25 protein-coding genes are annotated in these 26,602 nt (G+C 67.8%); 7 read left to right on the top strand and 18 right to left on the bottom strand.

Annotated features, from left to right (window positions below; genetic code table 11):
- Positions 1 to 97: 97 nt before the first annotated feature.
- Positions 98 to 553, bottom strand: coding sequence for a DUF4190 domain-containing protein (locus AC5RWX_RS00785; RefSeq protein WP_494096852.1), 456 nt, complete (start codon positions 551 to 553; stop codon positions 98 to 100).
- A 92-nt stretch (positions 554 to 645) separates the two neighbouring features.
- On the bottom strand, positions 646 to 1,185 hold the full coding sequence (locus AC5RWX_RS00780) for a TetR/AcrR family transcriptional regulator (RefSeq protein WP_494096851.1): 540 nt from the start codon (positions 1,183 to 1,185) through the stop codon (positions 646 to 648).
- Between the two features lie 113 nt (positions 1,186 to 1,298).
- Here AC5RWX_RS00780 and AC5RWX_RS00775 point away from each other — a divergent pair, with 113 nt between their 5' ends.
- The 4 genes from AC5RWX_RS00775 to AC5RWX_RS00760 all read left to right on the top strand — a co-directional run bounded on the left by AC5RWX_RS00775 (position 1,299) and on the right by AC5RWX_RS00760 (position 6,168).
- Complete coding sequence (locus AC5RWX_RS00775; protein ID WP_494096850.1) at positions 1,299 to 2,804, top strand: MFS transporter; 1,506 nt, start codon at positions 1,299 to 1,301, stop codon at positions 2,802 to 2,804.
- A gap of 194 nt (positions 2,805 to 2,998) precedes the next feature.
- Entirely contained in the window at positions 2,999 to 3,355 is a 357-nt protein-coding gene (locus tag AC5RWX_RS00770) for a metal-sensitive transcriptional regulator (RefSeq protein WP_493942607.1), read from the top strand.
- Positions 3,356 to 3,392: 37 nt separating this feature from the next.
- Positions 3,393 to 3,617 (top strand): heavy-metal-associated domain-containing protein, encoded by a 225-nt coding sequence (locus tag AC5RWX_RS00765; protein WP_493942606.1) that lies wholly within the window; start codon positions 3,393 to 3,395, stop codon positions 3,615 to 3,617.
- Between the two features lie 109 nt (positions 3,618 to 3,726).
- Positions 3,727 to 6,168, top strand: a complete 2,442-nt coding sequence (locus tag AC5RWX_RS00760) for a heavy metal translocating P-type ATPase (protein WP_494096849.1) — start codon at positions 3,727 to 3,729, stop codon at positions 6,166 to 6,168.
- A gap of 17 nt (positions 6,169 to 6,185) precedes the next feature.
- Here the strand turns inward: AC5RWX_RS00760 and AC5RWX_RS00755 are convergent, their stop codons facing one another.
- The 3 genes from AC5RWX_RS00755 to AC5RWX_RS00745 form a co-directional block, all read right to left on the bottom strand.
- Entirely contained in the window at positions 6,186 to 6,461 is a 276-nt protein-coding gene (locus AC5RWX_RS00755) for a DUF2277 domain-containing protein (protein WP_493951515.1), read from the bottom strand.
- Positions 6,462 to 6,546: 85 nt separating this feature from the next.
- Positions 6,547 to 7,263 (bottom strand): ZIP family metal transporter, encoded by a 717-nt coding sequence (locus tag AC5RWX_RS00750; RefSeq protein ID WP_493951516.1) that lies wholly within the window; start codon positions 7,261 to 7,263, stop codon positions 6,547 to 6,549.
- Between the two features lie 152 nt (positions 7,264 to 7,415).
- Complete coding sequence (locus tag AC5RWX_RS00745) at positions 7,416 to 8,738, bottom strand: MFS transporter (RefSeq protein WP_494096848.1); 1,323 nt, start codon at positions 8,736 to 8,738, stop codon at positions 7,416 to 7,418.
- Between the two features lie 312 nt (positions 8,739 to 9,050).
- Here AC5RWX_RS00745 and AC5RWX_RS00740 point away from each other — a divergent pair, with 312 nt between their 5' ends.
- Positions 9,051 to 9,728, top strand: coding sequence for an NADPH-dependent F420 reductase (locus AC5RWX_RS00740; RefSeq protein WP_494096847.1), 678 nt, complete (start codon positions 9,051 to 9,053; stop codon positions 9,726 to 9,728).
- A 133-nt stretch (positions 9,729 to 9,861) separates the two neighbouring features.
- Positions 9,862 to 12,579: a PEP/pyruvate-binding domain-containing protein gene (locus AC5RWX_RS00735; protein ID WP_494096846.1), complete on the top strand. Its 2,718-nt coding sequence runs from the start codon at positions 9,862 to 9,864 to the stop codon at positions 12,577 to 12,579.
- A 78-nt stretch (positions 12,580 to 12,657) separates the two neighbouring features.
- On the opposite strand, the gene AC5RWX_RS00730 is transcribed toward AC5RWX_RS00735, so the two are convergent.
- Positions 12,658 to 13,650, bottom strand: coding sequence for an EamA family transporter (locus AC5RWX_RS00730; RefSeq protein WP_494096845.1), 993 nt, complete (start codon positions 13,648 to 13,650; stop codon positions 12,658 to 12,660).
- Between the two features lie 106 nt (positions 13,651 to 13,756).
- On the opposite strand from AC5RWX_RS00730, the gene AC5RWX_RS00725 reads away from it, so the two are divergent.
- The gene (locus tag AC5RWX_RS00725; RefSeq protein ID WP_494096844.1) at positions 13,757 to 14,305 is read left to right on the top strand and encodes a CGNR zinc finger domain-containing protein; all 549 of its coding nucleotides are present in this window, start codon (positions 13,757 to 13,759) and stop codon (positions 14,303 to 14,305) included.
- 40 nt (positions 14,306 to 14,345) lie between these two features.
- Here AC5RWX_RS00725 and AC5RWX_RS00720 read toward each other — a convergent pair whose 3' ends face one another.
- The 12 genes from AC5RWX_RS00720 to uraD all read right to left on the bottom strand — a co-directional run bounded on the left by AC5RWX_RS00720 (position 14,346) and on the right by uraD (position 26,132).
- Complete coding sequence (locus AC5RWX_RS00720; RefSeq protein WP_494096843.1) at positions 14,346 to 15,230, bottom strand: DUF4261 domain-containing protein; 885 nt, start codon at positions 15,228 to 15,230, stop codon at positions 14,346 to 14,348.
- A gap of 41 nt (positions 15,231 to 15,271) precedes the next feature.
- Complete coding sequence (locus tag AC5RWX_RS00715; protein ID WP_494096842.1) at positions 15,272 to 15,703, bottom strand: hypothetical protein; 432 nt, start codon at positions 15,701 to 15,703, stop codon at positions 15,272 to 15,274.
- A gap of 121 nt (positions 15,704 to 15,824) precedes the next feature.
- Positions 15,825 to 16,457 carry a hypothetical protein gene (locus AC5RWX_RS00710; protein ID WP_494096841.1) on the bottom strand — a complete coding sequence of 211 codons (633 nt, stop codon included), beginning with the start codon at positions 16,455 to 16,457 and terminating at the stop codon, positions 15,825 to 15,827.
- Positions 16,458 to 16,467: 10 nt separating this feature from the next.
- Complete coding sequence (locus AC5RWX_RS00705; protein ID WP_493962715.1) at positions 16,468 to 17,817, bottom strand: MATE family efflux transporter; 1,350 nt, start codon at positions 17,815 to 17,817, stop codon at positions 16,468 to 16,470.
- Positions 17,818 to 17,928: 111 nt separating this feature from the next.
- On the bottom strand, positions 17,929 to 19,083 hold the full coding sequence (locus tag AC5RWX_RS00700) for an MFS transporter (RefSeq protein ID WP_494096955.1): 1,155 nt from the start codon (positions 19,081 to 19,083) through the stop codon (positions 17,929 to 17,931).
- Positions 19,084 to 19,263: 180 nt separating this feature from the next.
- Positions 19,264 to 20,637, bottom strand: coding sequence for an allantoinase AllB (gene allB / locus AC5RWX_RS00695; protein WP_494096840.1), 1,374 nt, complete (start codon positions 20,635 to 20,637; stop codon positions 19,264 to 19,266).
- A gap of 7 nt (positions 20,638 to 20,644) precedes the next feature.
- On the bottom strand, positions 20,645 to 21,460 hold the full coding sequence (locus AC5RWX_RS00690) for a bifunctional allantoicase/(S)-ureidoglycine aminohydrolase (RefSeq protein ID WP_494096839.1): 816 nt from the start codon (positions 21,458 to 21,460) through the stop codon (positions 20,645 to 20,647).
- Entirely contained in the window at positions 21,457 to 22,743 is a 1,287-nt protein-coding gene (locus tag AC5RWX_RS00685) for a DUF6986 family protein (RefSeq protein ID WP_494096838.1), read from the bottom strand. Before AC5RWX_RS00685 ends, AC5RWX_RS00690 begins: the two co-directional genes overlap by 4 nt.
- Entirely contained in the window at positions 22,743 to 24,341 is a 1,599-nt protein-coding gene (gene aceB / locus AC5RWX_RS00680) for a malate synthase A (RefSeq protein WP_494096837.1), read from the bottom strand. The genes AC5RWX_RS00685 and aceB overlap by 1 nt, the downstream gene beginning before the upstream one ends.
- Positions 24,342 to 24,385: 44 nt before the next feature.
- Positions 24,386 to 25,294: a factor-independent urate hydroxylase gene (gene pucL, locus AC5RWX_RS00675; protein ID WP_494096836.1), complete on the bottom strand. Its 909-nt coding sequence runs from the start codon at positions 25,292 to 25,294 to the stop codon at positions 24,386 to 24,388.
- 5 nt (positions 25,295 to 25,299) lie between these two features.
- On the bottom strand, positions 25,300 to 25,641 hold the full coding sequence (gene uraH / locus AC5RWX_RS00670) for a hydroxyisourate hydrolase (RefSeq protein ID WP_494096835.1): 342 nt from the start codon (positions 25,639 to 25,641) through the stop codon (positions 25,300 to 25,302).
- Positions 25,638 to 26,132 (bottom strand): 2-oxo-4-hydroxy-4-carboxy-5-ureidoimidazoline decarboxylase, encoded by a 495-nt coding sequence (gene uraD, locus AC5RWX_RS00665; RefSeq protein WP_494096834.1) that lies wholly within the window; start codon positions 26,130 to 26,132, stop codon positions 25,638 to 25,640. Before uraD ends, uraH begins: the two co-directional genes overlap by 4 nt.
- Positions 26,133 to 26,602: the final 470 nt, after the last annotated feature.

Genomic DNA, 26,602 nt, shown 5'->3' with positions numbered 1-26,602 from the left:
TGGTCAACGGAACGTGAGGGGCGCGCCTGACCCGAAACCAAGAGCCGGCGCGGCCCCCTAGGGATCGCGCCGGCTCTTGGTTAAGGGCTGGGGGAGGTCAGCTGCAGGTGTAGGTGACGCCGTCCTCGAAGTGGGTGCCGGGGCCGAGGTCGCCACAGACTTCCATCATGTAGGCGACCCCCGCGATCGTGATGATGGTGAACAGGATCAGCAGCACGGTCCCCACCGCGCCGATGATGATGCCGGCCAGAGCGAAGCCATTCTTGGCGTTGGCACGCTTGGACTGCACCATGCCGATGATGCTGACGATCAGACCGGCCACGGTCAGCGGACCCAGCAGCGACAGGACGAAGCCGACGATTCCCATGGTCTTGCCGGGCACCGGCTGTCCGGGGATGGGCTGCCCCGGGTAGCCGTACGGGGCGTTCTGCTGTGGATACGGCTGCTGACCTGGACCCTGTTGCGGGTAGGCCGGGTAGCTGGCCTGCGGCGCCGGCGGCAGTCCGGACGTTGTGGGTTCGGGATATTCCCCGGGGCCGTTAGGGGTGGACATGATTTCCTCTCATCGTGCGGTGCGGTGCGGTGCGTGATTATACGATTCATCCTTTCGCACGAAACCGGCGAAGCCTAAACGTAAGGCACGGATCAGCTCCGGCCCACCAACGCGTCGACCTGTTCCAGCAAGGCTTCCATCTCACCGTCGGCCAATTGGTTCTGCTGCGCATCCGCCGAAAAGAACGTCGCGCTGTAATACAGTCCGTCGCCGATCAGCTTCACCGCCTGCGCCACCGGCCGGCTCCCCAACGCCACCTCCAGGGTGTCCAGCCAGAGTTCCTGGATCTGCGCGAAGGTCCGGGCGGCAGCTGGGTGGCCCTGCTGGACCAGCCGGGCCACGGCAACGATCGCCCGGTCCAAGGGCGAGTCAACGTAATTGGAGGTGCGCACGTAGTAGCGGGCCGCGCCTTCCGGTGCACTGCTGATCCGTTCCGCGTCCGCGGTGGTCAACTCCGCCAGCCGGTCGCAGAGACCCTCGACCATCGCCTCCTTGGAAGGGAAGTGGTAGAGCAGCCCGCCTTTGGACACTCCGGCGGCCGCCGCGACGGCATCCATGGTGGCGGCTCGCTCGCCCTCTTTGATCAGGATGTTTTCGAAGCTGTCGAGGATCCGGTCTTTCGCACTGGCCATCCACCCATCCTAGGACGCAGCCCTCCACCAGGGACGGAAGCCGCCGCTTTGCTAGTAAACCGTCCAGACGGTACAGTAAAAGCATCACCCAAAACTTTTCCGAGAGATCCATCATGCTTACCGTCACCCAGCGCGCCGGCCGCAAGGAATGGACCGCACTGGCTGTCTTGATGCTGCCGGTCCTGCTGGTCGCCGTCGACAACACCGTCTTGAGCTTTGCCGTGCCGGCCATTTCGCTTGCCTTCAGCACCAGCGGCACCACGCTCTTGTGGATCATCGACATTTACCCGCTGGTGCTCGCCGGCCTGCTGGTGGCGATGGGCAGTCTGGGCGACAGGTTCGGCCGACGCCGGATGCTGATCATCGGCGCCGCCGGCTTCGCTGCGCTCTCCGCTTTGGCCGCCTTCTCGCCCAGCGCGGAACTGCTGGTGGCCGCGCGTGCCGGGCTAGGCATCTTCGGAGCGATGCTGATGCCCGCCACGCTGTCCCTAATCCGGAATATCTTCGTCGAGCGGACCCAGCGGCGCTTGGCGGTGGCCATCTGGGCCGCCGGCTTTTCCGCCGGCGCGGCGCTCGGCCCGCTGCTGGGCGGCGTGCTGCTGGAGCACTTCTGGTGGGGTTCGGTGTTCCTGCTTGCGGTTCCCATGCTGCTGCCGATGCTGGTGCTGACGCCGCTGTTTGTGCCGGAGTCGCGCGACCCCGACCCGGGTCCGGTGGACGCACCCAGCATCCTGCTGTCGATCACCGCACTGCTTCCGGTGGTCTACGCGATCAAGCAACTGGCATCCGGTGGCGATACGGCCACCATCGCCGCGGCCGCCGCCGTCGGCATCCTGTCCGGCTGGCTGTTTGTCCGCCGCCAGCTGCGCCGCCCGAAGCCCATGCTGGACGTCCGGCTGTTCCACTACCGCCCGTTCACCGGCGCCGTGCTGGTCAACCTTCTGGCCGTCTTCTCCGTGGTCGGCTTCCTGTACTTCGTCTCCCAGCACCTCCAGCTGGTCCTCGGACTCGGTCCGTTGCAGGCCGGCTTGGTGCTGCTGCCCGGCCTGCTGGTGACCATCGCCGCCGGACTGCTCGCGGTGCCGCTGGTGCGCCGGATTGCCCCGCACCTGGTGGTTTCCGTGGCCCTGCTGCTGTCCGCAGCGGCGTACTGGCTGGCGGCCTCCACTCCGGACGCGTCGGCTGTGACCCTGATGGCCGCGTTCGGGCTGCTCGGCGCCGGTGTCGGCGCTTCCGAAACGCTATCGAACGACCTGATCCTGTCCAGCGTCCCGGCGGCCAAGGCCGGTGCCGCCTCCGCGGTGTCGGAGACCGCCTACGAGGTCGGTTCCGTCTTCGGCACCGCCGTGCTCGGCAGCATCCTTGTCGGCGCCTACCGGCAGAACATCGACCTGCCTTCCGGTCTGACCGCGGAACAGCAGCACGCCGCCGGCGAGACCTTGGGCGGTGCCATCACCGTCGCGGATCAGTTGCCGGAACGCACCGCCGCCGCCTTGCTGGACTCCGCGGTGCACGCCTTCGACAGCGGGGTTACCGTCACCGCCGGATTGGCCGCCGCACTGATGGTGGCGTCCGCGTGGCTGGCCTTCCGGATGCTGCGGGCGCCGCAGCACCAGTAAAAAGGCTGCCCGGCACCTACGCCAGGCAGCGCGTCCCGCACCCCCGCCCGCCGGCGCACCCCACCCCCGAAGGCCGCCCCGCCGTCATTTATGCGCCCCCTTCCCGCCGTCGCGCCATGACATCCGCCACAAACCCTTGCGCCATACCCCTAGGGGGTATACTTTGGTGGTGTAGCCAACGGAACGAGGAAGTCATGAGCCACGCAGCCCTGCCAACCGACACCGAACTTGCCGGCACTCCCGTCGACGAGCACATCGGTCACGCCTACACCTCGGACAAAGACGCCTACCTGCGCCGGCTGAAGCGCGTTGAAGGCCAGGTCCGCGGCATCGCCCGCATGGTTGAAGAGGACAAGTACTGCATCGACATCCTCACCCAGGTGGCCGCAGTCAACAAGGCCCTGCATGCGGTGAGTGTTGGACTGCTCGAAGACCATATTGCGCACTGTGTGGTCGGCGCGGCCAAGGAATCCGAGCTGAGTGGCGATCCCCAGATCGTCCAGGACAAGGTCAAGGAAGCCTCGGACGCCATCGGCCGGCTGCTGCGCTGACGCCGCCCTCCCCCACCCCATCTCGAGGAGACTTTTCATGAGCACCACCACCATCAGCATCGACGGCATGACCTGCGGCCACTGCGTGGACGCGGTCACCGAGGAACTCAAGGCCCTCGACGGCGTCCAGAACGTCAGTGTCCGGCTGAACAAGGGCGGGATTTCCGTCGCCACCGTCAGCTCCACAGCGCAACTTGATCCGGCACAGATCGGCGAAGCAGTCGCCGAAGCCGGGTACACCGTCGTCGCCAACAACGCTTAACGCGCACGACGGCGGCGCCTCCCGCCGTTGTCCGCCCACCTCTTCGCGCCCACCCCTGATCTTCCGCAGCGGCCAAAGGGCCGCCCACCGAGAATCGAGATGACCACCAATGGCCTCCCATCCCGCTACCCAGGACTCTGCAGTCGGCCCGGCTCCGGCCAGGACCGTAGAACTGGCGATCGAAGGCATGACCTGTGCCTCGTGCGTGAACCGCGTGGAGCGCAAACTCGGCAAGATCGAAGGAGTCGAGGCGAGCGTGAACCTGCCGTTGGAATCCGCAGTGGTCAACGTCCCGCACGGTGTCACCGACCAGCAACTGCTGGATACGGTCAACGCCACCGGCTACAAGGCGCGGATAAAGCAGCAACCGCATGCCGGCGTTTCCACCGCCAAGGCGCACGCCGGACCTAACGCGGACCATGGCGGGCACGAACACGCCGCTCATGGCGAAGCCGGCGGGAACAGCGACACCGCCGACCACGGCGATCACGGCGAGCACGCGAACCATGAGGACCACATGGCGCACGGCGGTACCGCCGACCAGCTCCGGCCGCGCCTCTGGACGGCGGCCATCCTGACCATCCCGGTCTTCATCATTTCGATGATCCCAGGCGCGCAGTTCCCGCACTGGGGCTGGGTGGCGTTCGCGCTCAGCATCCCGGTGGTGTTCTGGGCAGCCTGGCCGTTCCACCGCGCCGCCGCGGTCAACGCCCGGCATTTCGCCTCCACCATGGACACGCTGGTGTCCCTCGGCGTGCTGGCCGCGTTCTTCTTCTCCGCCTGGCAGCTGGTCATGGATCCGATGCTGACCGAACATGTGGGCGGCAGCATGTCCGAGCACGCACTGTACTTCGAGGTCGCCGTCGTCGTGGTCACCTTCCTGCTGCTGGGGCGGTATCTGGAAGCCAATGCCAAGCAGAGGGCTGGCGATGCGCTGAAGTCGCTGCTGGACTTGGGCGCCAAGGAAGCCACCGTCCTGCGCAACGACGTCGAGGCCAAGGTCCCGGCCGCCGACCTGGTCCCGGGCGACATCATTGTGGTCCGGCCGGGCGAAAAGATCCCCACCGACGGCTATGTGGTCGACGGTCACTCCGCCGTCGACACGTCGCTGCTCACCGGTGAATCCGTGCCGGTTGAAGTGGATGTGGACGACGCCGTCACCGGCGCCACCATCAACACGTCCGGCCGCCTGCTGGTTCGCGCCACCCGGGTCGGTTCGGACACCACGCTGGCGCAAATGGGCCGGCTGGTCAGCCAGGCGCAGGCCGGCAAGGCTCCGATTGCCCGGCTGGCCGACCGGATCAGTTCTGTCTTTGTCCCGGTGGTGCTGGTCATCGCCGTCGTCACGTTCATCCTCTGGATGGTCTTCACCGGCGACCTCCAAGCGGCGTTCACCGCAGCGGTGACGGTGCTGGTCATTGCCTGCCCGTGCGCGCTGGGACTGGCCACCCCCACTGCCCTGCTTACCGGCACCGGCCGGGCTTCGCAGCTGGGCATCCTGATCAAGGGCCCGCAGATCCTCGAGGACACGCGGCACGTGGATACGATCGTGCTGGACAAGACGGGCACGGTGACCACCGGTCAGCAGGCCGTCGAGGGTGTGGTGGCCCTGGCGGACCGCAGCGAAGACGATGTCCTGCTGCTGGCCGGGGCCGTCGAGGCGGGCTCCGAACACCCGATTGCGCTGGCCATCGTGGAGGCGGCCCGGGAAACAGCGGCGCGACTGGCCGCTCCGGCGGGTGCCTCGGCTGCGTCCCTCGGCCAAGAGGCTGCTGCCCTGCCGGCCCTGTCGGACTTCCACAGCACGGCCGGCGGCGGGGTCCGCGGCACCATCACGGAAGCAGCCGGCCGCACCGGCACCGTGGTGGTCGGACGCAACAACTGGATGGACGAGAACGGCATTGCCCTCTCCGACGGCCACCGGCGCGTCCTGCTGGAGCAGCAGCAGGCCGGGTCCACCGCCGTGTGGGTCGCCGTCGACGGAGCGGTCGTCGGCATCGTCAATCTGCAGGACACCGTCAAGGAGAACTCCGCCACGGCGATCGCCCGGTTCAAGGAGCTGGGCCTGCACCCCATCCTGCTCACCGGCGACAACGCCGCCGTCGCCGCGGAAGTGGCGGCTGAAGTCGGCATCGCGCCCCAGGACGTCTTCGCCGATGTGCTGCCCGAAGAAAAGGTGGCCGCGATCAAGCGGTTGCAGGAGCAAGGCAAGACCGTGGCAATGGTGGGCGACGGCGTCAACGACGCGGCCGCGCTGGCCCAGGCCGATCTCGGCATCGCCATGGGCGCCGGGACCGATGTGGCCATCGAGGCCGCGGACCTAACCGTGATGGGCAGCGACCTCATCCAGGTGGTGCAGTCCATCGAGTTGAGCCGCCAGACGCTCTCCACCATCAAGTCCAACCTGTTCTGGGCCTTCGCCTACAACACGCTGGGCATTCCGGTGGCGGCCTTCGGCCTGCTCAACCCGATGATCGCCGGCGCCGCAATGGCCGCCAGTTCGGTGCTGGTAGTGGCCAATTCGCTGCGGCTGCGCCGCTTCGGCCGGTAAACGGCCGGGCGGCGGACCTAGACGGCTGTGCCGTAGCGCTCGGCGGCGCGGGCACGGGCCTTGGCTGCTTCTTCCTCGCGGTTCTTCGGCGGTGCCGCCGTCACCAGGTCGTCGAGCAGGTGCGCGGTGATGTGCGCGATGTCGTGCACCGCCTGGTTGAACGCTTCCTCGTTGGCCTTCGACGGCTTGTTGCTGCCGCTGACCTTGCGCACGTACTGCAGCGCCGCGGCCTCGATTTCGGCATTCGTCGCTGCGGGTTCGAAATTGTGGAGCTGACGGATATTCCGGCACATGTCGGGCCTCCGGGGTCGTAGCTGCTGGCTGGTTCCAGTCTGCTCCCCCGCCGCGGCATCGCACCAGCCCCTCCAGACGGCGGGCTCAGTGCTTGCCGAGGATCTCCACGAGGGTGAACGACAGGCCGAAACCTACAGAGATGGCGATGCCGGTGGCTGCCCCGGCGTCCCGGATCCCCTCCGGCACCATGCGGACCGTCACGTTCGTCAGGACGCCGCCGCCGGCAAAGGCGAGCACGAAGGCAACCGCTTCGGGCGGAACAACCCCGAGCAGCAGCGTAAACGCGGCCACGGATACGCCGCACAGCAACGTCATGGTTAGCCAGGCGGACATCACGTGGCGGGAGGTCAGACCGTAGGTGCGCAGCGGGCCGGTGTCGGCCATTGCCTCAGGAACGCCGCAGAGGAAGACCGCGGCCAGTACGGCGGCACTGAGCCCGTAACCGCTGACTAGGCCGCCGGCAATGACAATGGATTCGGCGACCACGGACAGCCCGATCACCAGGAAGCGGGGCTCGTGCAGAGGCGGCGAGGACAGCCGCACGCCCCGGCTCGCCCCGGTCACCACCCAGGACGTCGCCACCGCCCCGCCGAGCAGCCCCGCTCCGACGAACCCGCTCCCGCCGGCCAGCTTGCCGGCCTCGTCGATCAGCTTGTAGGCGACCGCCGACAACAGGGCGCCGGCACCGAATCCCGTCAGGACACCGAGCAGCACGCTGTTGACCCGCCACCGCAGGGCAAGCAATCCGCCCAGAAAGTAGGAGGAGCCAGCAAGCAGGCCCCAGCCCAATGCCTGCAGCATCGGCGTCCCTTTCGGCTTAGGCGCTAAAGCACCGCGCCTAGGCATCATCCCGGAACCGCCGCGGGGATGGCAAGGGTGGAACGACGACGGCGGGACTCGGCACTGTGCCGAGCCCCGCCGTCGTGAGGGGGTTCTTTTGGGCTAACCGGCCGCTAGTGCTTGCCGGCCGGTTCCTGCTCGCGGGCCGCTTCGCCCGTGGGGGCGACCGATGCCAGTACCGGTTTGCCCAGCATCGAGATCACCACGGCGCCGATCAGCATCGGGATGATGAACAGGAAGTACAGGTCGGTGGGCTGCCAGCCGCCGTCCATCAGCGCGCCGGCGATGATCGGCGAAGCGATGGCGCCGACGCGGCCCATGCCGATGACCAGGCCCAGCGCCGTGCCGCGCACGTCGGAGGTGTAGTAGGTGGGGCTGATGGCCAGCATCCCGGCGATCGGGGCGTTGGAGCCGAAGCCGACCAGGGCGGCGGCGAACAGCGCGCCGGCCAGCGAGCCGGTGGAGAGCGAGAACGCGCCGAAAGTCAAACCGCCGATCACGAAGAACACCGCGAGGACCTTGCGCATCGGGAAGCGCGCGCCGAAGGCGCCCAGCACGACGGCACCGATGATCGCGCCGACGCTGAAGAGCACTCCGGCGGTAATGCCGTCCTGCTGGCTGAAGCCGCTGGCGGTGACCAGCTTGGGGGTCCAGGAGTTGGCGAAGTAGAAGCTGGCCATCAGGATGAAGTACGCCAGCGAAATCAGGATGGTGCGGCGGGCGTTGACGCCGGTCAGCACGTCCGCAAAGCGGGACTTCTTCTTGGCCGGGGCCTCGGGCAGGGCGGGCAACTCGGCGATCACCGGCTGCTCGATCCGGCGCAGCACCTTGTTGATGCGCTGCAGGGCATTCTCCGGGCGGCGCACCAGCAGGAAGTCGACCGACTCCGGGACGGCCTTCAGGATGAACGGGATCATGGTCAGGGTGATGACGGCACCGAACAGGAAAGCGGAGCGCCAGCCGAACGCGGAGATCAGGGCGCCGGTGGCCATGCCGCCCAACACACCGCCGATCGGCTGCCCGATGCTGACCAGGGCCAGCGCGGTGGAACGGCGCTTGGCGTTGGAGAACTCGGAGGCCAGCACGTTGGCGGTCGCCTGCAGGGTGCCCACGGCCAGGCCGGTGATGAAGCGCAGCACCACCAGCACGCCATAGCCGGGCGCGAAGGCCGAGACCAGCATTCCCACGGCGACGACGGCGGCGCCGATCGCCAGGGTCTTCTGCCGGCCGATGATGTCCGCGACGCTGGAGACGAAGATGGAGCCGATCGCCATGCCGATCAGCGCGGAGCTCAGCAACACGCCCAGCTGGCTGGCGCTCAGGCCCCAGTCCTCCATCACCGCGTTGGCGCTGAACGCCATCACCAGGACGTCGAAACCGTCGATCATGTAGAGCGCCATGCAGATGGCGATGACGCCCATCTGCGTTCGCTTCATGGGAGCCGCTTCGATGCGGGCCTTAATATCCATTGCGTGGCCTCACTTGTTCCTGGCGCGGCCGCCGCGGGCGGCCACTGGTGTAACTGAACGTTCGGTAGGTTCGTTGAGCCATCAACTATATGACTTGCGCGACCCCACTTTTCGCCACATGCCTTGGATATGTGAGGAAGCTCTCGTGGCGGGCGTTACAGCGCGCCCGCGCCCCGGGCATCCTCGACCGGGCTGGCCTGCCTCCCGCGGGAGGAGCACAGTGAGTAGTGCAGGCGTCCAGATTCGACCGGGCACCCCGAACCGAAAAGCGAGTACATCATGAAAGCAGCAGTCCTTGGGACCGGCAGGGTGGGCCGGACCATCGCAGCACGACTTGCCGAGCTGGGCCACACCGTCACCATCGGAACCCGTGATCCCGACGCGACGCTGTCGCGGACCTCCTCCGATGCCATGGGCACCCCGCCTTTCTCCGCTTGGGCAGCCGACAACCCAGGCATCGGTGTCGCCCGTTTGGCCGATGCCGCAGCCGGTGCCGAGCTCATCGTCAATGCAACCAACGGCGGCGCCTCCCTGGACGCCTTGACCGAGGCCGGGGCCGAAAACCTCGATGGCAAAGTCCTACTCGACATCGCCAATCCCTTGGACTTCAGCCAGGGAATGCCTCCGACCCTCTTCGTCAAGGACACTGACTCCCTTGGCGAGCAGATCCAACGGGCCTTCCCCGCCGCGCGCGTGGTCAAGGCCCTCAACACCCTGACCGCGGATCTTCAGGCCTATCCGGCCAGCCTCCCCGAGGCCGGCACGGTCTTTGTTTCCGGCAACGACGCCGATGCCAAGACCACGGTCACCGGGCTGCTGAAGGACTTCGGCCACCAGGACATCATCGACCTCGGCGACATCACCACCGCCCGTGGTGTCGAGATGCTCATGCCCGTCTGGCTCCGGCTGATGAGCGCGCTCGGCACGCCCGCCTTCAACTTCAAGATTGTCCGCTGACCACCCCTTGGCTCTGCCCTGCGCCGCCTGTTGAATTCTTGCCGGGGCTGGCCTTAGAGTCGCATGCATCATCTTCGCCCGTCCGGTGATCGGGTCAATTATGGATCGCGCAGAGCAGCCCACCCCGCGTCCAGTGGGTAACGTCATCGACCTGGCCCACGCGGATGCGGGCATGTTGCCAGAGGTCGGGGGCAAGGCCGCCAACCTCGGTGTGCTCCTGGCGGCAGGGTTCCCCGTCCCCGAAGGCTTTTGCATTGCCACCGCGGCGTACCGGCAGGCAGCGAGCGCTGCCGGGCTGGAATCGGTGCTTGAGGATGTGCAAGCCTCGTCCGGCAGGCCGGGCGCAGCAGCCGGAGGGACAGCGTCGAGCGCGGGGGAACCGGAACTGGCCGAACTTGCGGAGCAGATGCGCGGCAGGCTCGAAGCCACCCCGATACCCGAGGGCATCGCTGAATCGATCCTTGCCGCCTACACCAGTCTGGGGAGGGACGTCCCGGTGGCTGTTCGGTCCTCGTCCACGGCGGAGGACCTCCCGGAAGCCAGCTTCGCCGGCCAACTGGACTCCTACCTCAACGTCGTCGGCCCGGACGCACTGCTGGCCGCGGTCCGCCGATGCTGGGTGTCGCTCTGGACTGAGCGGGCCGTGGCCTACCGCGCAGATCACGGCATTGCCCAGCACTCGGTCGGCATCGCTGTGGTTGTTCAGAAGATGATCGATGCCGCCGTCTCCGGGGTGATGTTTACGGCCAACCCGCTGACCGGCCGCCGCCAGGAGACCGTGGTCAATACGGCGCCCGGGCTCGGCGAGGCGCTGGTCAGCGGGGCGGTGAACCCGGACCAGTTCAGGGTCGATGCCGCCTCCGGTGAGATCCTCGAGCGCAGGCTGGGGGACAAACGCATCGAAATCCGCGCCACCCCCGGCGGCGGAACCCGTCGCCTGCAGCTGCAGGACGGCCAGCGGCAGGCATGCCTGACCGACGAGCAGGTCCACGCACTGGCCAGGCTGGGCACCCGCGTGGAGGAGCACTACGGCGAGCCGCAGGATCTGGAGTGGGCCATCGGCCCGGGTGGGGAAGTGTGGGTGGTTCAGTCCCGCCCGATCACCACGCTGTATCCGCTGCCCGAGCCATACGGCCCCGGCGACGGTGCCCGCGCCTATCTGTGCGCCAGCCTGCTGCAGGGGCTGACCCGTCCGCTGACGCCCATGGGTATGGCAGCCGTCGATTTGATGGCGGGCAGCAGCCGGGACGCACGGACCAGCGAGGGCGAGGCAGCCTACCGGTTTGCCCAGATCGGAATGCGCATTTATCTGGATGTCACCCCGCTCTTGCGCAGCAAGGGCGGCCGCAGCGGCATACTGCGCTTGATGAAGGCGGCCGATGCCCGCTCCGTGGACGTGTTGAGGCACCTGGCGGACGATCCCCGGTTCTCGCTCATCAAAGAGTCCCGATGGGCGTCGCTGAAAACTACCTTCCGCACCTTCCCGCAACTGCGCCTGCTGCCGCAGGTCCTGCGTGCGGTGGCCAATCCCGCCGCAGCGGTGAAACGGGCCCGGGAATCGCGCAACGGGTTCGAACGGATGCTGGTGTTGCAGGAGCCAGCCTCCAGTACCCGGCGCCTCGACTTCACCGAGCGCATCCTCGCCAACGACGTCACCTCCGTCCTGATCCGCGAAGTGCCGCCGCCCGCGGCCGGGTATATCTGGTTGGCCGTGGCCCGTGTGGCGCTGGGCCGGCTGGTGCAGCCCGGCGACCTGCAGACGGTACTGCGCGGCTTACCAAACAATGTGACCACGGAGATGGATCTGCGCCTCTGGCACACCGCCAGAGTGATCCGCGAGGACCCTGAGTCGGTTCGCACGCTCACGGAGGAAGACCCCCAGCTGCTGGCCCGCCGCTACCTTGCAGGCTCATTGCCCGCCGTCTGCCAAAGCGAACTGCGCGCTTTCCTGGCCACCTATGGCCACCGTTCCGTGGCCGAGATTGACCTCGGCATCCCCCGATGGTCCGAGGACCCGGCCCACATCATCAACGTCCTGGCCAACTACCTGAAGCTGACGGACCCGGAGCTCGCGCCGGACCGATTATTTGCGCGAGCCGCAGAAACGGCCGAAGCCAAAGCAGCCGAGCTGGCCGCGCGGGTCCGCGGCAGGTCCGGCCTGCGCGGAAGAATCGTGGCCTACAGCCTGCGGCGCGCACGCGCCACCGCCGGCATGCGCGAGTCCCCCAAGTTCCGACTTATCGCCACCCTCGCCGCCCTCCGCCGGCAGCTTCGGCTGGTGGGCGAGGAACTCGCCGATGCGGGCCGCATCGCCGCACCCGACGACATCTTCTTCCTCGACTTTACTGAAGCCCGGGTGGGCCTGCGCGGTGCGGACTTGCGCGGACTGATCGCCGAACGCCGCCGAGACTATCAGCGCGAAATGCGGCGCAGGCACATCCCCCGGCTGCTGCTTTCGGACGGCACGGACGTCGAAGCAGCCATGGCTGCGCAAGCCCGCGCGGCATCGCCCGCGGACGGCCAGCTGCAACCGGGAACCCTGGTCGGGGCGCCGGCCTCCGCCGGGACGGTGACAGGCAAAGCCAGAGTCATTCTGGACCCGGTCAGTGCCCAGCTGGAACCGGGTGAAATCCTCGTGGCCCCGTCGACCGACCCGGGATGGACACCCCTGTTCATGACTGCCGGGGCACTGGTGATGGAAATGGGCGGACCCATTTCGCACGGAGCCGTCGTCGCCCGTGAATATGGGATCCCCGCCGTTGTGGGAGTCCCCGATGCAACGGTACGAATCAGAACCGGTGACACCCTTTCCGTCGACGGGGCCGCGGGGACGATCGTCGTGGAAGCATGACCTGACGCCTCGGTGCGCTTGCTTTTGTGAGCTGCAGCCGGAGGCTGCGCTGGACAAGGCCCCTGCCGGTCCCCCGGCCTACGCTACGGGCCGCGGTTGGCGGCGTCTGCGCAGCTTGGGGCCGCGCAGTTCGTCGGAGCGGACCAGCACCACGCCGCCGACGATCAGGGCGCCGCCGAGCAGCTGGATGACGGCGGGGAGCTCCCCCAGCAGCAGCCAGGCCCAGATGACGGCGAACAGCACCTCGGTCAGCGAGACGAAGGATGCCACCTTGGAGCCGAGGGCGCGGGCGGCCATGATGCCGGTGACATAGGACAGCACCGTGGACAGCAGCACCAGCCCGGCCAGCGGCACCCACCACTGGGTGTTCCAGCCGGCCAGTTGCACGTCGGCCGTGCTGTAGGCCATCGGCAGGATCTGCACCGCACCCATGACAACGATGGCGGCGCCGCCCACCAGCAGGCCGCCTGCGGCCAGGACCAGCGGGGGAAGCGAATCGTTCTGCTTGGCGGTGATGAAGAAGTAGACCACCAGGCACACTGCCGCGCCGAGCCCCCAGAGCACACCGGCCGGATCCAGCTTCACCGGGCCGAAGACGTCGAGGACCAGCATCAGCCCCACCACGGCCAGGACCGTTCCGGCGATGGTTGCCGGGCGTGGCATCCGGCGGCTGGTCAGCCAGAGCCAGAGGACAATCAGCACCGGGGCCAAAAACTCCAGCAGCAGCGCGACGCCCACTGACAAGGTGGCCACGGCGTTGAAATAGAAAAGCTGGCAGCCGGCCACGCCGATCAGCCCGAAGAGCACAATGGTCTTCCAGTTCTGCCGCAACTGGTGCCACCGGCCGCGCAGCATGAACGCGGCGGGCAGCGACAACACCAACGCCGCGGCCACCATGCGCACCGCCACCGCGGAACCGGGCGTCCAGCCGGCTTCCAGCAGGGCCTTGGCAAAGGATCCGGAGAGCCCGAACACCGCCGAGGAGGCCAACGCGATGCCGACGCCGGCCACGGCGGAACCGGGGCGCGGCGGGGCTGTCTGGGTGCGCTGCTCAGCGGCGGTAGAAGCCATGGTGGTCCTTCGGAATGTGTGGTTCGCTCCTGGCACAGAGTGAGCCTGTCAGGAGTCATTAGAGGTATACTCCTGACGATAGTACCGCCAATGTTCAGGAGTCAAGATGGTGTTTGCTCATGACACGGAGCATTCGCTGGTGGACGCGGCACGGCTGGTCAACACGGCCGAAGTGCATCCGGACGGCTTGGCCAGCGTAGCGGATCTGGACGCGCTAGTGGACGACTTCGGCCTCACCGGGTCGCGCACGCATTCCCAGGAGGAACTTCAGGCGGTCCGGGAGCTGCGCCGCGTGCTCAAGGAGGTTTGGACCGCCCCGGAGGACCGCGCCGTCGTGATGGTGAATAAGATCCTGGCCGACGCCGGTGCCATCCCGCAGCTGGTCAAGCACGACCAGTGGGACTACCACCTGCACGCCACCAGCCCGTCCGCGCCGCTGGACGTGCGGATTGCGGTGGAGGTTGCCATGGCACTGGTGGACGTGATCCGCGAGAAGCAGCTCGACCGGCTGCGGACCTGCGCCGCGGAGGACTGCTCGGCGGTACTCGTGGACCTGTCGAAAAACCGCTCGAAGCGATTCTGCGATACCGGCAACTGCGCCAACCGCACGCACGTGGCTGCCTACCGGGCTCGGAAGGCGGCCGCCGTCGGCTGACCGCTTGGCCTGCCGGCCGGCGTGCCCACCGAGGCGGCGGCTACCGGTTGCCGGCTGAGTACGGCGTGCCCGGGTCCAGATCGATCACCCCGCGCAGCGGCGGCAGCAGCGAATCTTCCCAGGTGGCGGTGAACTTCATGCCGTCGGGGCCGTTCAGCTGGGCCTTGGACTGGATCACCGGCCCGTGCTCGTAAAGGTACGCCGCCACGTTGAAGGCCAGTTCCACCAGCACGTTCGGGTCTTTTTCGCGGAAGTGCACCTGCACGTCCGGCAGGCCCAGCTGGTACATGCCCAAGCTGTCCACCACCATGGCGCCTTCGTCGTTGCTGACCAGGAAGAACCGCATGTTCACCGGGCCTGCCAGCGGATGGGCGGCCCCGAGGTCGCCCGGATCGCGCCAGTGGGAGTTGTGCAGCCAGCGGATGGCCGCAGGGCCGGTCGCTCCCGCCAGCAGGCGCAACACCCGGTGGAAGGACTCGACGCGCGGCTTGGGTTCGAAGCCGCTGGCCAGCACTTCCGTGACCAGGATCCGATGGCTGCAGCCGGGCACCTCCTGCGCGGCATCCGGCCAGGACCAGCTTTGGTCGGTGGGGGTGGCCTCCAGCGCTTCAGCGGAGGACATCTGGACGCTGGGAACGGCGACGCCGGTGCTCAGGTGGACGGTCTGCACCCCGGCGGAACCGTTGATGTCGAAGGAATACTCCGCGTGCGGCAGCAGGGCCACGCCGTCGGAAAAGGTGGCGCCGGGAAATTCGGCCGCCAATCGGTTCCGGAGCTCATCGCTGAAGAGTCCGGGATCGGAGCGGTACCACAGCTCTGCCGCCAGAGTGGTTTTCGTTTCCGTGGCTTGCTCGGCGGTCGCAGCCGCGGTGTCGCCGGGGTCGGCCGGGAAGGGATGCTGCGGGGAGGGCTCGCCGGAAGTCATAGTGCCAGCTTGTCAGGCGCGGGAGGGCCCGCGCCAGCGCATCAGCGGGCGTCGCCGCCGTCGTCGTCGTCGCTGTGCGAAAGACGGTTCCCGGCCTGGCCAGGATTCTTGGCGTCCTCCGCTGCCTGCTGTTTGGCGACCTCGGCCCGGCTCTGCGGAGTGCCGGGGGCCGGCACGGTGCCCGCGCCGCCGGGGATTTTGGACGAGACCCGGTGGATCCCGGAGCCCTCACTGAGGTGGCTGGGGTTCTCCTTGGTGGACATGGTCAGCACTGCCACCACCAGCAGGGAAGCGATGAAGGCAATGCCGGCAGCTGTCACGCCGAGGTCCCAGCGCAGCAGGTTTCCGGAGCCGCCGGTGGCGAAGACCATGGTGAGGAAACCGGCGATGACGGCCAGCACCGCCGAAAAGATCAGCGGGCCTTTGACGGACATCCGCTTTTCGTCCGGACGCCCAGACGCGTTCTTGGCCACGATGATTCCTCCTGCTGACGGGGTAAAGCCATATCCAGTCTACCGGCCGTAGAAGTGGTACAGGGTGTCGGTGGCCGGCGCCACACTGGTGCCGGCCGGGCTGCTAATCCAGGCGGGCCCGTCAGCCGGCGGTGGGCTGCCGTGCGTCGTGGCGCAGGCTCAAGGCAGCGATCAGCAGCACGACGGCGATGATGATCGCCGCCCCGCCCAACACGCCCAGCAACGCGTGCGGGCCGAGGTACGCGAAGAACGGCAGGGCAATGCCGAAGCCCACGGACACCGCGCCGGTGATCAGCCAGTCACGGGCCAGCACCGAGCCGGCGTCGCCGTGGGCAGGGGAACCGGTACCGGCCACGGAGCCGTCACCGTGTGCCGGTTGTCCCTTGGCCGCGCCGGACGGCCGGTTGCTCCAGCCGAGCATCAGCTCCGCGCCGCCGGAGACCAGCAGCGCCGCAGTGGCCAACACGGTGAACATCGGCACGGTCTGGAACACGCAGGCAAGGACGCCGGTCACGGCCAGCACGCCGGCCTGCAGGAGCAGCAGCTGGCGGTGCGCCGCGGCCGCCCGCTGGCGGGCCAGCAGCCAGACCGCCCCGCCGCTGAGCAGCAGGAAGAGTCCGCCGGCCACGGCCATCACGGCGCGGCCGGGCTCTTGCCAGAAGATGGTGATGGCGCCGAAGGCAGCGGCCACCAGGGCACGGATCAGGACCGGCTGCCAGAACGCGGCGGCCTGGGTAGTACTCGGGATCGTCACGGCTTCCAGCCTAATGCGCCCCGGTGATCATCCACGCATCGTTGCGCACCCGCCAGCCCAGCGTCGCGGCGCGCGCTGCCGTGTAGCCAAGCGCGAACGCCGCCCACAACCAGAGCAGGCCCTCGGTTCCCGTCAGCCCGGCCTGGTCCACCCACACCAGCAGCGGAGCATAGACGGCCAGATTCACGACGCCGGCAATCGCCAGATAGCGCGCGTCACCTGCGCCGATCAGCACGCCGTCCAGCACGAACACGAACCCGCAGATCGGCTGGCTCAACGCCAGCACCCAGATCGCGGCGGTGAAGGCCTGATGCACAGCCGGATCGGAGGTGAAGACCCAGCCGAGCACCGGAGCGACCGCGGCCAACAGCAGGCCGGTCACCGCACCGAACCCGATGCCCCAGACGATCATCCGCCGGGTCAGCGAGTGGGCCAGCGCCTTGTTCGACGCGCCCAGTTCCTTGCCGATCAGGGCCTGGGCGGCGATCGCAATGGCGTCCAGCGCGAAGGCCAGGAAGCTGTACATGGTCATCACCAGCTGATGCCCGGCCAGGCTGACCGGACCCTGCGAGGTGGCCACAAAAACGGTGGCGAGCAGCGCGATCCGCATACTCAAGGTCCGGAGCATCAGCCAGGATCCCACGTGCGTGGTGGCCTTCAGCCCCGCCCAAGTGGGCCGCAGCGGCACGGAGTATTTGACCGCCCCGCGGTAGACGATGACCAGGTAGACCGCAGCCATGCCCCACTGCACCAGGCTGGTGCCCATCGCCGAACCGGCCACTGAAAGTCCCATGCCGTAGACCAGCAGGAAGTTCAGGCCGATGTTGACCAGGAAACCGATGCCGGCCACCAGCAGCGGGGTCTTGGTGTCCTGCAGCCCGCGCAACACACCGGTAGCCGCCAGCACAATCAGCATGCCGGGCAGCCCCGGCATTGACCAGCGCAAATAGTCCACCGCAAAGTCCTGCACTGATCCGGTGGCGCCCATCGCCGCTAGCAGATCAGGGGCGGCAAACCAGCCGGCGATGGCCATCACGACGCCGACGGCCAGCGCCAGCCAGATGCCGTCACGTCCGACGCCGTAGGCCTCCGCCAGCCGGCCCGCGCCCAGCAGTCGCGCCACCGCGGGCGTGGTGGAGTAGGCGAGGAAGATCATCAGTCCGACGACGGTCTGCACCACGGTGGCGGCCAGCCCCATGCCGGCCAGTTCCGCCACGCCAAGGTGCCCCACGATGGCCGAATCGGCCGCGAGGAACAGCGGCTCGGCGATCAGGGCCCCGAACGCGGGGATGGCCAGCGCAAGGATACTCCGGTTCAGGCCCTGTCCTTGCTGCCGTGCAGCCGTCTTCTCCGGATTCACGCCTTCAAGCTTAAGCCTCGGACTGCCCCGATGCCGGAACCTCCGACCATCACCCCGATTCCGAAACGATGAACCCTCCACCGCGAAGGCTCCTCGCTGCGGCGGCTGGCCTCATTCCCCGGCGCGGCGAGTACGGAGGGCGAGCACCGCCGTCGTACCTGCGATGGTGGCGAGCGCGGCGGTAAAGGCGACGACGCCGGTCCAGCCGAAACGGCCGAAGAAGAGGCCGCCGGCCCAGCCGAACAGGCTGGATCCTGCGTAGTAGAACAGGTTGTAGAGACTTGAGGCCTGCGCCGCGCCGACCGTGGCGAGCCGGGGTGTCCAGCCGGACGCGATCGAATGGGCGGCGAAGAATCCCGCCGTGAAGAGCAGCAGCCCGAGCAGGATCAGCGGCAGCGAATCGGCCAGCGTGACCGCCAGCCCGGCAATACTGACCACGATCCCGCCCAGCAGCACCGGCAGGCGGCCGGTCCGCACCGTCAGCCCGCCGGCCACCCGGGAACTCACGGTTCCGGCCAGGTATGCGAGGAAGACCAGTGACGCCAGCGACGCTGGCAGGAAGAACGGCGGCCCCTCCAGCCGGAAGCCCAGGTAGTTGTAAACGGCCACGAAGCCGCCCATCAGCAGGAACCCCTGCGCGTACAGCGCCAGCAACGGCGCCGAGCGCAGGTTGGCCAGGATCCGTTGTCCGAGCCCGGGGCCCTGCCCGCGCAGGATGGGACGGAATCCGCGCGGGGCCGGAGCCAGCCGGACGAACAGCACCGCGGCCAGTGCGGCCGTGAGGCTGACCGCCAGCACGCCCGCGCGCCAGTCGGCCAACTCCCCCACCGGTCCGGCGATCAGGCGCCCAGCCAGGCCGCCGACGGTAGTGCCCGCGACGTAAGTGCCGGCGGCCACCGCCGCGTGCAGCCGCTGCACCTCCTCATTTAGATAGACCAGTGCGACGGCGGGGATCCCGCCCAGCGCGGCACCCTCCAGGAAGCGCATCACCAGCAGGGCCGGGAAGTTCGGCGCCAGCGGCAGCAGCAGGCCCAGCACCACGGCGGCGCTGATCGCCCAGGTCATGGTGCGCTTGCGGCCCGCGCGGTCCGCCACGGCCGACCACGGAATCACCGCGAGCGCCAGGCCGAGGGTGGCGGCGGAGAGGCTGAGAGCCGCGTCGGCCGGGCTGACCGTGAAGCTCCGGGCGATGCCGGGAAGGACGGCCTGAACGGAGTACAACTGGGCGAAGGTGGCGAAACCGGCGAACAATAGGGCCAGCAGCATATTGCGGTAGCCCCGGCTGCCTTTCGGGTGGCCCGCCCAGGGTTGCTCCGCACTACTCACGGATCCGATGCTATGCCGGAAGCCACCGCCGGCCGGAATTGCGTGGCCGCCGCTGGTGCCGCCGAGGTCCGGCGTCGGGCGGCCGCCGCTGGCGCCGCCGGGTTCGGGCTTCTGACCTCCTCAGTCCCTGCCGCGGCGCAGCAGTTGCCCGCGGGGGACGTCATCGGTGACCGGGGCGCCGCGCAGGAAAGTGCGCCGGATGACCCCCGTCAGGGTCTTGCCGTCGTAGGGGCAGACCGGGTTCTTGTGCTTCAGCGCTGCCGCGTCCACGACAAAGTCCTCCTTGTCGGCGAAGAGGGCGAAATCGGCGTCCGCGCCGACTTCGATTCGGCCCTTCTTCGCCAAGTCCGCGATGGCGGCCGGCCGGGCGGACATCCAGTCCACCACCCGTTCCAGTGCAACGCCGCGCTGGCGCGCCTCGGTCCAGACCAGCGGCAGGCCAAGTTGCAGCGAGGCGACCCCGCCCCACGCGGTGCCGAAGTCGCCGTGCTCCAAGTCCTTCAGGTCCACGGGGCTGGGCGAGTGGTCGGAGACCACGCAGTCGATTGTCCCGCCCACCAAGCCGGCCCAGAGCAGCTCACGGTTGGCTTCCTCGCGGATGGGCGGACAGCATTTGAACGGGGTGGCTCCGTCCGGGATGTCTTCGGCCGTCAGCGTCAGGTAGTGCGGGCAGGTCTCGACGGTGAGCCGGATGCCGGCGGCCTTGGCCTCGGCGATCTCCGCCAGCGCTTCGGCAGAGGACAAATGCACAATGTGGACGCGTGCACCGGTACTGCGGGCCTGATTGATCACGTCCGCTATCGCCGCGGTTTCCGCGCTGCCCGGCCGCGAGGCCAGAAAGGACGCATAGCTGGTCCCGGCAGGTTGCGGCGCCCGGTCGATGGTCGCCGCATCCTCGGCGTGCACCAGCATCAGCGAGCCGAAGGCTGCCAGTTCGGCCAGGTCCTTCTCCAGCTCCGCCGGATCCAGCGGCGGGAACTCGTCCACTCCGGAATGGATTAGGAAGCACTTAAAGCCGAAGACTCCGGCGTCGTGGAGCGGTCGCAGGTCTGTGCTGTTCCCTGGCACCGCGCCGCCCCAGAAACCAACGTCGACGAAGGCCTGGTCGACGGCGGCAGCCCGTTTCTCCTCCAAAGCGAGTACGTTCACGGTGGGCGGGATGCTGTTCAGCGGCATGTCCAGGATGGTGGTCACCCCTCCGGCCGCCGCCGCGCGGGTGGCCGAGGCGAACCCTTCCCACTCGGTGCGCCCCGGCTCATTGACGTGGACGTGCGTGTCCACCAGGCCGGGGATCAATGTCTCGTCGGCTTGCAGTTCCAGGGTCCTGGCGCCCCGCAGCCCTGACCCCAGGGGTGCAAGTGCCACGATGGTCCCGGCCCGGACGCCGATCTCCCGTGGCCCTGTGCCCTCCGGCGTCATGACCCGGCACCCCCGGACCACCAGGTCGTAGGCCTGTTGCGCTTCCTTCGTCAACGGACTTGCTCCTGTCACCATTCCGGCCTTAGAGCATGATCTGCCGGTTGACATCCTTGTACAGCAGGTAACGGAAATTGGACGGCCCTCCGGCGTAGCAAGCCTGCGGGCAGAAGGCCCGCAGCGACAGGTAGTCGCCTTCCTGCACCTCCACCCAGTCGCCGTTGAGCCGGTACACCCCCTTGCCTTCGAGCACGTACAGCCCGTGTTCCATCACGTGCGTTTCGGTGAAGGGGATGGTGCCGCCCGGCTCGAACGTGACCACGTTGACGTGCATGTCGTAGGCCAGGTCATCGACGGGCAGCATCCGGGTGGTGCGCCATCTGTTCTCCGTATCCGGCATCGGCACGGGTTCAATGTCCTGCTCGTTGCCGAAGACCCGCTTTGCGCTATGGCCCTCCAGCGGCTGGTAGGCCTTGCGGATCCACTGGAACTGCACGGGCGCATCGCCGTCGTTCTTGACCGCCCATGGGGCACCCGCCGGGGCGTAGGCAAATCCGCCCGGGAGCAACTGGCGACGCTCGCCGTCGATCGTCACGGACAGCTCGCCGCGGAGCACGAAGATGAAACCCTGCACCGTCGGCTGCTCTTCGGGACGCTCCGATCCACCGCCGGGGTCGACTTCCATCAGGTACTGCGCGAACGTGCTGGCTCCTCCCGGGACCGGTCGGTTGAGGATCCAGGCGCGGGTGCCGGCCCAGCCGGGCAGCATGCTGGTGACGATGTCGCGGAGTACGCCGCGAGGTATGACCGTGTAGGCCTCGGTTACGATGGCCCGGTCGGTGAGCAGGGCGGTTTGCGGCGGCAGGCCGGCCGGATTCGCGTAGTAGTGCGGCGTGGTCATGGTGTTTCCTCCGGCGCAGAGGCTCTGGGCGGGTATGCCAGCGTTCGGAGCCGTGCCTCGGAGAGGTCCGCCAGCTGAAGGATCTCGGCCTCTTCCACCGCGCCGCAGGTCAGCGCCCGGTCGAGGAAGCGGGCCAGGGCGCAAACGGTGGCGGGTTCATCCAGAACTGTGCCGTCGATCCCCTGCAGGTAGTTCCTCAGCCGCGAGGCCGCGGACTGCAGCCCGTCGCGGTAGAAGGCATAGGTGACCAGGAAACGGGTGGGCAGCTGGGCGGGGTGCAGGTCCCAGCCCTGATAGATGCCGCGTTCCAGGTGCCGGCGGACCAGCCTGGCGTGCAACGCCCAGGCCGTCCTGACGTTTGCGGGTTCGCCGACCGGAAGGATGTTCGTCGAACCATCGGAGAGGCGGACGCCGGTTCCTGCCACGGCAACCTGCATCACGCTCTTGGCGTGGTCGGCCGCCGGGTGCTCCATCGATTGGTAGGCAGCGGCGATTCCCAGCGAGGCGCTGTAGTCGTAGGTTCCGTAGTGCAGGCCCGACACCCGGCCGGCGCCCTCGTGGATCAGCCGGGCCACGGGCACGGTGCCGTTCGCGGCGAGGATCAGCTGGGGCGTCTCCACCTGGACTTCAAAGCGCAGCCGCCCCGTGGTGAAACCATGTGCGCGCTCCAGTTGTTCGCAGGCGTAGACCATGGCCCGGACCTGGTCCACGGTACTGACCTTGGGCAGGGTGAGCACCAGCCCATCGGGCAGGCCGCGTCCGGCGGCATGCTCGGCCAGGGCCGCGATGAACAGGTCCAGCGTGCGCAGCCCGCGGGCGCGGGTGGCCGCCTCCAAGCACTTGAACCGGACGCCGATAAACGGAGGCGCCGTCCCGTCTGCAGCGGTTTGGGCCACCAGCTCGCCGGCCAGCAGCGCCGCGGCGTCTTCCTCCTCGTCGTCGCGGCTGCCGTAGCCGTCCTCGAAGTCCACGCGCAGGTCTTCGATCGGTTCAGTCTCCAGTTTGCGCCGGACGAGTTCGGCCAGCTGTTCCGGCTCCCCCAGTTCCAGCGAGGCCGCCAGCTGTTCCAGGCCGCCGTGCGCTTTGGCCGCTGCCAGCGCCTCGGAGCCCCACGTCGCAGGCACATCTAGAACGTATGCGTCGGCGGGAATATAGACGGTGTGGACCGGCTGGCGCCCCGCGGTCTCGCCCGGGTAATGGGTGGCGAGAAGGCGGTCGGTGGCACCCAGCTCGGCGTCGATCCAGGCCAGCGCGGCCGCCCCCAGGGCCAGGCGGCGGGCCATCAGGACACCAGCTCATAGGCCGGCAGGGTCAGGAAGTCCACGAACTCCGCCCCGGTTGCCAGTTCGAGGATCAGCCGGCTGGCCGGCAGGTAGTGGCGCTCAAAGGTCTCCGGATCGACTTCCCCGCGCAGCCGCTCGGTTTCTTCGGTCAGCAGCGTGTCCACCAGTTCCGTGCTGACCGTGTTTCCGGTGTCGGCCAGCACCACCTTGTTGTGCAGCTGCTGCCAGATCTGCGAGCGCGAGATCTCGGCGGTGGCCGCGTCCTCCATCAGGTTGTGGATCGCCACCGCTCCGTTGCCGGACAGCCAGGCGGCGGTGTAGGCCACCGCCACATAGAGGTTCAGCCGCAGGCCCGCCTCGGTGACCTCGCCGCCGGCGGACGGAATGTCCAGCAGCTGATCGGGCGTGACCTGCACGTCCTCGCGCAGCCGGTCCAGCTGGTTCGGTTTGTCGCCCAGCACGGCGTCGAACTCTTCCTGGCAGATCGGCACCAGATCGGGGTGGGCCACCCAGGAGCCGTCGAAACCGTCGTCGGCCTCCCGGGTCTTGTCCGCACGGACCTTCTCCACCGCCCGGGCGGTAGTGTCCGGTTCGCGCCGGTTGGGGATGAACGCGGCCATCCCGCCCATCGCGAAAGCGCCCCGGCGGTGGCAGGTCTTGACCAGCAGTTCGGTGTAGGCCCGCATGAACGGCGCCGTCATCGACACACTCGCGCGGTCCGGCAGCACAAAGTCCGCGCCCGCATCGCGGAAGTACTTGATGATGCTGAACAGGTAGTCCCAGCGGCCGGCGTTCAAGCCGGAGGCATGGTCGCGTAGTTCAAAGAGGATTTCCTCCATCTGGAACGCCGCCGGGATGGTCTCGATCAGCACCGTGGCCCGCACGGTCCCCCGCGGGATGCCCACCGCGTCCTGCGCGGCGATGAACACGTCGTTCCACAGCCGCGCCTCCAGATAGCTCTCCATCTTGGGCAGGTAGTAGAACGGCCCCTGCCCGGTGGAAGCCAGATGGTCTGCGTTGTGGAAAAAGTGCAGACCGAAGTCCACCAGCGCACCGATGGTGGGGGCGCCGTCGAGCGTCAGGTGCTTTTCCGGCAGATGCCAACCGCGCGGGCGGACCACCACGGTGGCCAGCGGCGCGTCGGTGCGCAGCCGGTACTCTTTCCCCTCGGCGGAGGTGTGCGACAGCTCGCCCCGGGCGGCACCGTAGAGGTTGAGCTGGGCATCAATCACGTTGTGCCAGGTCGGCGCGCAGGCATCTTCCAAGTCCGCCAGCCAGACTTTGGCCCCCGAGTTCAGCGCGTTGATCGCCATCTTGGCCGGCGACGCCGGCCCGGTCATCTCCACCCTGCGGTCCCGCAAGGCCGCGGGAGCTGCGGCGACGCTCCAGTCGCCGGTGCGGATGTGCTCCGTTTCCGGCAGGAAATCCAGCCGGCCCGATTGCGCTGCGTCGCGGCGCCGCTCGGCACGCTCGGCCAGCAGGGCGTCCCTGGCGCCGGCGAACTTGCGGTGCAGCTCTTCGATGAAGGACAGCGCCTCCGGCGTGAGGATCTCCTCGGCGCCGGCAACAGGCTGCTGCTTCGTTATCGCGATGGTCATCGTGTTCCTCCCGTAAGGAATCGGTCGTGCCCGCGGCGCCACGGCTAGCAGAATCGCGGTATGTCGGCCCAAATCGTGTGGCTGGTCGGGCTTCCCTCGCGCTGGATGCTGGCTTCAATCAGCCCGTACGGCCGGTCGGCGGCGAAGAACACCTCGTTCGGGTTGTCCAAGCCGAACGGCTGCAGGTCCACGGCGAAGTGGTGCTTGTTGGGCAACGACATCCTGATCTCCTCGATCTCCGGCTGCGCTTCCAAGACCAGCTGCCCCATCTGGAACATGGTCTGCTGCAGGCCCAGCGAATGGGTTTCGGCGAAGCCCTTGAGCAGCAGCGAGCGGACACTGGCGTAGACCTCATCGAAGTCCACTTCCGTGCTTCGGTAGCGCCAGCGCGCCGTGACGTCCGTGGCCAGGATGCGGTCGGTGGTGTCCTGCAGCGTGGTGTATCTGTCCCGCGGGAAACCGTGGAACTCGCTGCCGGTGGACTTCAGGACCGTCAGGTCCTGGATACCGGCCACCACGGTTGCCCCCGTTTCGGACATCCCGACGACGGCGGTGCGCACCTCGCTCTTGTTGCGCGCGAAGGCGTGGTCATGGTCGTTGATCCGGTCCCAGAAGTACTGCTCGGCCGACCAACGCCCTCCGGTAACCCAGTCGAACCGGCCGGTGAAATACCGTCCCAGCCGGAGCAGGAATTCCTCGGGGGTTTTCACCCCGTCCCGGGCCAGCGCGTAGATGGTGTTCTTCTGGGTGTCCGTGGCGACCACGTGCGCGTTGTCGCCGGCGGTGTGTGCTTGCTCGAAGTCTCCGCGCAGCTGGGACGTGACGTTGAGGTCCTGAATCTGGTGCCGGTCGGTGTCCCGGGTGATTTTGACCAGCCGGACTTCTGCCTTGCCGTACTGGTTTCGTCCCAGGACCACGCGGGTGGACGTCCTGCTGTTGGCTGGTGTGCTCATCCTGGCTAGCTCCCTCGGTAGGTTGAGTAAGCAAACGGGCTGATCAGAAGCGGCACGTGGTAATGCTGGGCCGGGTCCTTGATCTCGAAGGTCACCTCCACCGACAGAAAAAAGGTCTCGGTTCCCGTCGCCGCGAAGTACGGTCCCGTCTCGAACCTGATCCGGTAGACGCCGGCATCTGCTACCTCGGGCCCAAGGTTCTTGATCCGGCCGTCGTCGTTGGTCTGCCCGGAGGCGACCTCCTGCCAGCCGGACGCCGACTGGGCCTCCAGCACGGCTTTGACACCGGATGCCGGTTTGCCGATGCCGGTGTCGAGGACGTGGGTGGTGATATGGCTGACGCTCACTGCTCGATTACTCCCTCCAGCCGCAGGAGGGCGATCTCGCGCAGTTGCTGGCCCACCACCGCGAGCTCCTGTTCCGGCGAGTTGTCCAGTCGGCTGTTTAGCTGCTTGAGGATGTCTTCTGTGCTGCGGCCCGCCGCGCGGATCAGGAAGACGCGGCCAAACTTTTCCTCGTAGGCGAGGTTCCGCCGGCGCAATTCCGCCTGGACCGCGGCGTCACGCGACACCCCGGACTGTTCAGTGCGGGACATTCCCGCTTCGGTGCTGGTGCCCTCGGCGCGTTCGCCAATGCGCGGATGTCGGGCCAGCGCAGTGTCGATTTCGGCCTCGCTCCACGGCTCCGCCGCGCTTGCCGCCGCGGCCAGCAGTTGCTCTTTGTCTCCGAACGGGCGCGCAGCCACCAACTCCGACAACCAGCGGGAATTGTCCACGCAGGGACGCAGCAGCGCGGCAGCCTCGGGAGCCGGGAGGGAGTTGAAGGACGATAACTTCATGGCAGGCTTCAGCTCTTTCGTCAGTTTCCACCCCAGCGCTGAACACCCTTGACCATCGCCCACAAGCGACTTGATTCGATGTTTTTAAATGGTGGAACTCGTCAGGTGCGCCTCAGTCTAGGCCAAGCCGCCACCCTTGTGAATATCACTGACGCGGCACCTGCCGACGCGCCCATTGGCCATTCCTGTTAGACCTCCTCGACGGAGACTTTCTCGGGCGGTCTGAGCAAGCGCTAACCGACCTCCACAGACTCTATGCCAACTGATCCCGTCGGCACCACTCCAGCGAACTGCCTCCAGTGACATATTCACGAACATCGGCGGCGAACAACGGGAACTACAATGCACGCAAAACCTTCCGGCACCCCACGCGATTAACCCAGATTCGCAGTCGGGGTTTGGGCGGTCATAGGATTCCTCGCCTCCCCGGGAAGCAAACGGAAGCACCAACCCATGAGAGTTCTGCAGGA

It is taken from the genome of Arthrobacter sp. SPT-J7, from assembly GCF_059089965.1.
This window is presented reverse-complemented; position numbering and strand designations above follow the sequence as displayed.